2 protein-coding genes are annotated in these 5,075 nt (G+C 46.6%); both read right to left on the reverse strand.

The genetic code is table 11. The features are described 5' to 3' along the window. A partial coding sequence (locus GRP75_RS18970) for a type I polyketide synthase (RefSeq protein ID WP_160790054.1) occupies positions 1–2,927 on the reverse strand: 2,927 nt, incomplete at its 3' end. A 31-nt stretch (positions 2,928–2,958) separates the two neighbouring features. Further along, a partial coding sequence (locus tag GRP75_RS18975; protein ID WP_160790055.1) for a type I polyketide synthase occupies positions 2,959–5,075 on the reverse strand: 2,117 nt, incomplete at its 5' end.

Raw genomic sequence — 5,075 nt, forward strand, 5'->3', positions numbered from 1 at the left:
GATTTTACCGAGCCGATAGCGCAAAACCCCGTGTCCTGCGTATCTTTCTTAAATGCCTGGGTAAGCCCGGTGATTTCAATAGGATCACCGAGCTCCGTTCCAGTACCGTGGGCCTCAATATAACTGACTGCCCGGGCATTTACGCCTGCTTTATCAAAAGCCTCTCTAATCAGTTCACCCTGTGCTACCGGGTTAGGCACGGTATACCCGTTTGTTTTTCCTCCATGGTTGATACGGGTTCCCCGAATAACCGCATAGATATGGTCCTTGTCTGCAATGGCTCGTGACAAAGGTTTGAGCAGCACAACCCCTGCACCTTCGCCAGGGACAAATCCATTCCCGCCTTCCCCAAAGCTTTTACACCGCCCCTCAGGCGATAGCATTCTCATCGTACTGAGAAAGATATAGATTGAAGGATGAAGATATAAGTTGACTCCTCCAGCAACAGCCATTTCGCATTCACCGTTAAAGATATGCTCACAGGCCTCGTGGATTGCAGTTAATGAGGAAGAGCACATGGTATCAACCGGGATACTGGGCCCCTTTAAGTTCAAGAAATAGGATATTCTGTTGGCTACCGAGCTGAAGGAGGTTCGCGGAAATACGGGTTGTCCTTGTTCCCACAGCTTTGGTCCATATAGATTGAACCCCGTTCCGGTAATTCCTGCAAAGACGCCAATCCGGCCATTATACTGTTCGGCGAGCTGTTCCCTGCTATATCCTGCATCCTCGAAAACCTTCCAGCATTCTTCCAGGAATATTCGCTCCTGAGGATCCATACTCATTGCTTCCCGGGGAGATATATTAAAGAAGAGAGGATCAAAATCTGCAAAACCCTCCACGAATCCTCCATATTTACTATAGCTTTTGCCCTTCTCAACCGCTTCTTTGATGTCGGAACAGTAGAACCCTTCCCTCTTCCAGCGTTCCGCAGGGATTTCTGTTATACAGTCTTTGCCCTGTTCCAAATTACTCCAGTACTCTTCCATATTTTTGGCCTGCGGATATCGTCCGCTTATACCAATAATCGCTATTTGCTCGTTTTTCACACGGTCTCTGTTAGTAGCCGTGTTGCGGATACGATTGTTTTCTTCCTTTGGCAGGGTTGACAAAGAAAACTCGCTGGCAGCATGCAAGGTTGCGGAAATGGAGACGGATTTCTCTTCCGTCTTTATCGGGCTTCCGAGTCCTGTCCACCGTACGCATTCCTTGTGATAATCAGCAATAAAATATTCGGCCACTGCCTCCAACGTCTGATATTCATAAAACAAGGTCATTGATATTTCTCCAAAAATGCCCTGCAGCTTTTGATTAAGCCTTGTAATCATGATGGAGTCAATGCCATAGCTTTCCAAAGGCTCGCTGACATCAATCTTGTCAATGCTCAGCTTGGTAACTTCTCCAAATAATAGTTTTAGCTGATATAAGGTTTTTTCCAGAAGCAGTTCAAGATTCACCTCTGAAGAAGCTGACTCTTCAACATATTCTTTCTCCTGTGGTTGGGACGCCAGGAAATACTTTTGCAATCTGGATTGCTCACCTTCTATTACTAATAACTGATTCAGGCCAGCGGCCAGACCGTTATATAAAGCCTGGATACCGTTTGAAGCTTGCATGGCTACCATGCCAATACTTTGCCAAGCCCTCTCCGTGTCATCGTCCACATGCATCCCTCCATCCTTCCAAAGAGGCCAATTGACAGATAGCGTCTGCCCTTTGCGCCCCTTTGAGGATACAAGGCTGTTTCGATACGCGGCATAGGCATCCATAAAGGCATTAGCGGCAGAATAGTCGGCTTGACCGGGGTTGCCCATAATCCCAGCTATTGAGGAGAAGAGAATAAAGAAATCCAGATGTAGCTCCTTGGTCTCCTGATCTAAGTTCACCAGTCCGGCAACCTTTGGTGCCATTACTTCCGCGAACTCTTCCTGTGATTTATTCATAATAAAACGATCCTGTATTACTCCAGCACTATGAAGGATACCATCAAGGCCTCCATACTCTTCCCTGATCTCAAGGATCAATTTGGAGACCTCTTCCTTCCGTGCTACATCTACCTGTCTGTACTCAACGCGGGTCCCCAGCGCCTTCAACTTCTCCAATATGGCCTGTTTGCCTTCGTCTAGATTTGAACGGCCTACAAGAACTAGCGTGGCTTCCCTGACTCGCTGGGCGATATCCTCCGCAAAAATAAGTCCTAAACCTCCTGCACCACCCGTAATCAAATAAGTCCCCCGATCCTTCCAGGGTACTCTTCCCGTTGTCTCAGTGGGTTTCATCTCGTTCCAACCGAGAACCAAACGTTTACCATCCTCATACCGTATCCTTTTATTCTTTGGATATTGACTGTTCTCTTTTAATTTCTCAATGACCTCTTCCAGACCTACAGATTCCAATTCTACGAGTTGCCCTACGATTTTCGGGTTTTCTTTCTCAGCTGTCTGCAGTAATCCCAATAGTCCTGCGAAAGGTTGCTGTGCGCTTTGTGCGGAAACTGCAATCTGTATCAGTACGCTACCCTTGGATTCCTCTGTGAGAACCATTTGCACTTCCGTGAGCAGCTGGAGGGCATACGCCTGAAAGCGTTCATCCATGCTACTTTGGCTGGCATGCAGCTTGATGCAACGGGTTCCTTTCATGAGCGATTCAATGCTTCGCTCCGCGAAATGATCCAGTTCGCAAAGCACCACCAGATGCTGGCTAAATTCAGGGCGTGCCACTTTCTGATGAGCAACTTGCTCTTTCCAGAAAGGCTCAAGCATAAGGACTCCCGTATCCGCCAAGGACCCCGCAGTCCCTGTTCCGCTTTGCGGGGCCTCATGTGAAACCATTTGAGCTTGAAATTGGCGTATTTTTACAATGGCATCCTCTTTCTGTATCCGTCCGCTTTTTACCTCGCCTAGAATATATTGAAAAAAATCCTTCATCTTCTATTGCCTCCCAGCACGTAGAAACTTCTCATTTACGTATACATATATTGAGGATTTCACTGGCAGCCTCATCAACAGACAGGGTATCGTTCATCATTTCATCCAAGAGTCTGCCGCACAATATATCATCAAAGTCTACATCGCTCTCACCTTGCGAAAATAATACATAGGCTTTTACTTGATCCTTGCTTTCAGAAGTCCAGTAATGCTCTTTAGCAAAAGGGTAGGTAGGCAGGCTGATACGGTGAGGCATCTTCCCTGTGTAAAGTTTTTTCCAATTCAAATTTATCCCTTTGGCCCACAGCTCCAAAAGCTTGGTATATTTCTTTTTGGAAATCCAAAGATCGATCATTTGTTGCAAGTCTTCGTCCCCCGAAAAAATAGACAACGATTCTCTGTTACGTTTAGCCTGTCCTCTATATAGGTTGAGCATGTTATGGCGTCCATCCACAAAACTCTTTAATTTTTCCTCAAGCTCTGCGGTAGATTCCACAAGTATGGCTAAACGCTCCTCCATCGCTTCGCGCCCCACCTGAAGCGTGTAAGCAATATCCGATAGGCTTGCGGAGAATAGCTGACCCTGAAGAGCATTCAGCAGCTGCCTTCCCTTTTCCTTAAGCTGCTCCTCGCTCTTGGCTGACAACACGATCATGACAGGTCCCTGAGAAGCGGATTCTGTTCCAGACTGTTCCTGATACTCGGGAATATACTCTTCAATCACGATATGAGCGTTTGCCCCGCCTGCACCAAAAGAAGATATTCCAGCCCGTCTTGGATATTCTTTTGTGATTCCATCGGTTGTAATTACCGGTCTCTTCCATTCCTCCAGGCTTTGCTGAACGATAAATGGAGTATTGTTGAAATTAATTTCAGGGTTCAACTTCCTTGAATGTAAGGATGGTACTAGCTGGCTGTGCTTTAGCTGCAACAATATTTTAGTCACTCCTGCAATGCCTGCTGCACTCTCACAATGGCCTATATTGGATTTGACCGCCCCTATGGCGCAGAACTGCTTATCCTTTGTGAATTTTTCGAAAGCCCTTGTCAGTCCTGCAATTTCAATAGGATCTCCCAGAGCTGTACCGGTTCCGTGGGCTTCAATATAACTGACTGTCCTTGCATCGACATCCGCACGCTGGAGCGCTTCTTCAATCAACCAGGATTGAGCTTGAGGGCTAGGTACTGTATAACCGCTGGTTTTACCTGAAGCATTAAGCATGCTCCCTTTGATTACTCCATAAATATGGTCGCCATCTGCAATGGCTTTCTCCAACGGCTTCAACACGATCGCGCCGACACCCTCTCCGTCGACGAATCCATCTGCCTGATCTCCGAATGACTTACATTCACCCGTTTTAGAAAGCATCGTCATAGCCGACAGCTTGATATAGTGTATAGGGTCTACAATCAAGTTGACTCCCCCGGCAATGGCACACTCGCTTGTACCGCTATACAGACTTTCCAAAGCCAAATGGATCGCCGTCAATGAGGAAGAACAAGCGGTATCTAAGGACATACTCGGACCTTGGAAATCCAAATGATAGGAAACCCGGTTTGAGATGGAATTATATTGAGGCCCCAAACCGTAATTCCCGTTCATAACGCCTGCAAATACACCGACTCTTCTACTCTCACAAAGATTGGCAGGGGTATACCCAGCATCCTCTATGCTTGCATATGCTGCTTCCAGGAAAAGTCTTTCCTGCGGATCCATTGTTTCGGCTTCTGCGGGAGAAATCTTAAAGAATAGCGGATCGAATAAATCAATGCCTTCGATAAAACCGCCCGATTTCGTATAGATTGTGCCCCTTTTCCCTTTTTCTTGGTCAAAGTAGGTCTTCCAATCCCAACGGTCTTTCGGAATTTCAGTTATGCAATTTTTACCTTCTCTTAGATTGTTCCAATATTCCTCTATATTACGAGCTCCCGGATAGCGTCCTGACATCCCAACAATCGCAACATCCCTAATTTTGGAGGATCGTGTCGTTGGCTTTTCCTTTGTGCTGTCAGAAGGCTTAAGGAAACGCCCTCCCCGGTCAAACTTCATTGGGACAGTAGCGAGTAATTGTGAAGCAGGGACCTCTTCAACTCTGGAAGTCTCTTCGGTCAACTCCTGTTCCTTCATTCCTACCAGCTTCTTCAACG

Origin of the sequence: Paenibacillus sp. OT2-17 (assembly GCF_009827695.1) — a bacterium.
Taxonomy (GTDB): domain Bacteria; phylum Bacillota; class Bacilli; order Paenibacillales; family Paenibacillaceae; genus Paenibacillus; species Paenibacillus polymyxa_B.